Origin of the sequence: Jannaschia donghaensis (assembly GCF_001403795.1) — a bacterium.
Classification (GTDB): Bacteria; Pseudomonadota; Alphaproteobacteria; order Rhodobacterales; family Rhodobacteraceae; genus Jannaschia; species Jannaschia donghaensis.
The window spans coordinates 244,534-247,486 of the sequence record NZ_CXSU01000011.1; the positions used below are offsets into that span (position 1 = coordinate 244,534).

The window sequence follows — 2,953 nt, forward strand, 5'->3', positions numbered from 1 at the left end:
TCGGGGCCGTGGCGCACGGCGGGGCCTATGTCCTCGTCAGTGTGGTGAAGGACGATATCACCTTCGCGGATCCCGAGTTTCACAAGCGCGAAATGACCTTAATTGGCAGTCGAAACGCGCTTCGGGTCGATTTCGAAACGGTCATGCAGGCGTTCCGCGATCGGCAGATCGACGCGGACGATCTTTGCTCCGCCGTTTTGACGCTTGATCAATTGTCGGATCGGTTCGCCGGGTTGGCGCAGGATCGCGGTGCGCTAATCAAGGTGATGGTCGATCTGGCCCCCTGACGCCCGGTGCGACCGGGGCTTGAACAAAGCCCGCCCCGCAAGGCATCTGACCGGCAGGAGGCGTCATGAATGACCTGTTGGCAGGACTGAGCGAAGCGCTGCGCTTGATCGTGACGCTGGACGCCGACCTGATCGAGATCACGCTGCGCTCCTTGCAGGTCACGCTAACGGCCCTGGTCATCGCCTGCGCCATCGGCCTGCCGCTGGGCGGGTGGCTGGCCGTGCGGCGGTTTCGGATGCGCCGGGCGGTGATCGCCACGATGAACGCCCTGATCGGCCTGCCACCGGTGGTCGTGGGCCTGATCGTCTATCTGATGTTTTCCCGGTCGGGACCGTTCGGCGTGCTGGGCCTGCTGTTCACCCCGACGGCGATGATCGTGGCGCAGGTAATCATCATCACACCCCTTGTTGCGTCTATCGCCCATCAGGCGATGCGTGATCTGTGGTCCGAATACCACGATTTGCTGATCTCCATGAATGCGTCGCGCAGGCAAAGGATCGTTACACTGATGCTGGACGGGCGGCGGGCCCTGCTGACAGCAGCGCTGGCCGGGTTCGGGCGCGCGATCGGGGAGGTGGGGGCGATCATGATCGTGGGCGGCAACATCGACGGCGCGACCCGTGTCCTGACGACGGCCATCGCGTTGGAGACGGGGCGGGGCAATTTCGCGCTGGCCCTGGGGTTGGGGCTGATCCTGATCGCGCTGGCACTGATCGTATCCTTGGCCAGCCACTGGGCTTTGCGGACGGAACGGCGGGGAAGATGGTGAACGTCCTGCCCCTGACGCTGACGGGTGCGGTTCTGACACGGCGCGACAAGGTCCTGGTGGGGCCGGTCGATCTGACGCTGGGCGCGCGCGGGATCACCGTCGTCATCGGGCCGAACGGGTCGGGCAAGACGTCGCTTCTGCGGATGATGCACGGCCTTCAACGGGTGACACAGGGGTCGGTGGACTGGGCCGTGCCCGACGCGCAGGCGCGGCGGCGGCAGGCCTATGTCTTCCAGCAGCCGATCGCGCTGCGCCGCTCGGTCCTGGCCAATCTGATCTATCCGCTGCGCCTGCACGGCGTTCCCCGCCCGCAGGCCGAGGCCGAGGGGCGCGCCATCGCCGCGCGGTTCGGCCTGTCCGGTAAACTGGCGCAATCCGCGCCGTCCCTGTCGGGCGGAGAAATGCAGAGCCTGGCGTTGGCCCGGGCGCTGATCACCCGGCCCGACGTCCTGTTCGCCGACGAGCCATGCGCCGCATTGGACGGACAGACCACGCGGCGGATCGAGGCGCATCTGACCGCCGCCGCCGGGGCAGGCACGCGGCTGATCATGGCGACGCACGACATGGGTCAGGCGCGGCGTCTGGCCGACCAGGTGATCTTCCTGCTGCACGGCCGCATCCACGAAATGGGCGACGCCCGACCCTTCTTCAACGGTCCCGCAACGCCCGAAGCGGCGGCGTTTCTGCGCGGCGACATCGTCGACTGACAGCGCGGGCTTTACATCGCGTCGTCCGCCCGAAATCATCGTCACCGCGACCGCCCCAAGGGGACAAGATGCTGCTGCGCGCGATCCTTCTGTGTCTTCTGCCGGTCCCGGCTCTGGCCGAAACGGTGAAACTCGCCGTCACGACGTCGTTTCGGAATTCCGGTCTGGCCGACGTCCTGTTGCCGCGTATCGCCTCAGATACGGGGCTGGATGTCCAGATGATCGTGGTGGGCACGGGCCAGGCCCTGCGTCTGGGGGCCGCCGGTGATGTCGACGCCGTTCTGGTCCACGCCCGCGCCGCCGAAGAGGCGTTCATCGCGGCCGGTCATGCCCCCCACCGGCGGCCCATCATGTACAACGATTTCGTCGTCGTCGGCCCGCTGGACGATCCGGCGGGCACGGCGGGGGCCGCGACCGCGGTCGAGGCTTTCACCCGCATCGCCGAAAGCCGGGCCGCCTTCGTCAGTCGCGGCGACGACAGCGGCACCCACACCGCCGAACGCGCGATCTGGCGCGACGCGGGCCTGCACCCCGAGGGGGCCTGGTACCGACCCGTCGGGGCCGGCATGGGGGCCGCGCTGAACACGGCCGTGGGCCTGGAGGCCTATGTGCTGTCCGACAGGGCCAGCTGGTCGAACTTCGGCAACAAGGGCGCGATGCGGATCACGTTTCAGGGGGATCCCGCGCTGTTCAACCAATACGCCTATCTGCCGATTTCGGGCGACAAGCATGACGCGGTCGCCGTGGACGGTGCGGCACGATTGGAAGACTGGCTGACGTCGAACGCCGCGCGGGCGCTGATCGACGGGTATCGCGTGGTGGGCGAACAGGTGTTCACGTTCAACGCGACGCGCTGACGGCCGCGCGCCGAGCGATGAATGTCCAAGGGAATGAACTGGTCGGGCTGAGAGGATTCGAACCTCCGACCCCCTGCTCCCGAAGCAGGTGCGCTACCAGGCTGCGCCACAGCCCGACCGTGGCCGCGTCCTATCGGGACGACCCGTGGCTGGCAAGGGCTATCGCGCGGGCCACGGAGCCAAGCCGCCGATCTGGTTGCCAAGGACGGCCAGGCCCCGACCGGCCGGACTTAAGGCACGCGGTGCGGAACCGACCGCGCCTCCTCCGACAGCATACGACCGATGCGGAACGACGTGCCGGTTTCGGGGCGGGGCCGCGGGGGCAGAAAGGG

General features: G+C 67.7%; 3 protein-coding genes, 1 tRNA gene and 1 pseudogene. 4 read left to right on the forward strand and 1 reads right to left on the reverse strand.

From position 1 onward, the window contains the following. From JDO7802_RS18400 to JDO7802_RS05680, 4 genes and pseudogenes are all read left to right on the forward strand, one after another. Positions 1–287: pseudogene (locus tag JDO7802_RS18400) on the forward strand (dehydrogenase); the annotation flags it as partial. 65 nt (positions 288–352) lie between these two features. Next, positions 353–1,057: an ABC transporter permease gene (locus JDO7802_RS05670; RefSeq protein WP_055083528.1), complete on the forward strand. Its 705-nt coding sequence runs from the start codon at positions 353–355 to the stop codon at positions 1,055–1,057. Further along, positions 1,051–1,764: an ATP-binding cassette domain-containing protein gene (locus tag JDO7802_RS05675; protein WP_144430537.1), complete on the forward strand. Its 714-nt coding sequence runs from the start codon at positions 1,051–1,053 to the stop codon at positions 1,762–1,764. Before JDO7802_RS05670 ends, JDO7802_RS05675 begins: the two co-directional genes overlap by 7 nt. Before the next feature lie 68 nt (positions 1,765–1,832). Further along, on the forward strand, positions 1,833–2,621 hold the full coding sequence (locus tag JDO7802_RS05680) for an ABC transporter substrate-binding protein (protein ID WP_055083530.1): 789 nt from the start codon (positions 1,833–1,835) through the stop codon (positions 2,619–2,621). A gap of 39 nt (positions 2,622–2,660) precedes the next feature. Here JDO7802_RS05680 and JDO7802_RS05685 read toward each other — a convergent pair. Further along, positions 2,661–2,737 (reverse strand) — tRNA-Pro (locus tag JDO7802_RS05685). Positions 2,738–2,953: the final 216 nt, after the last annotated feature.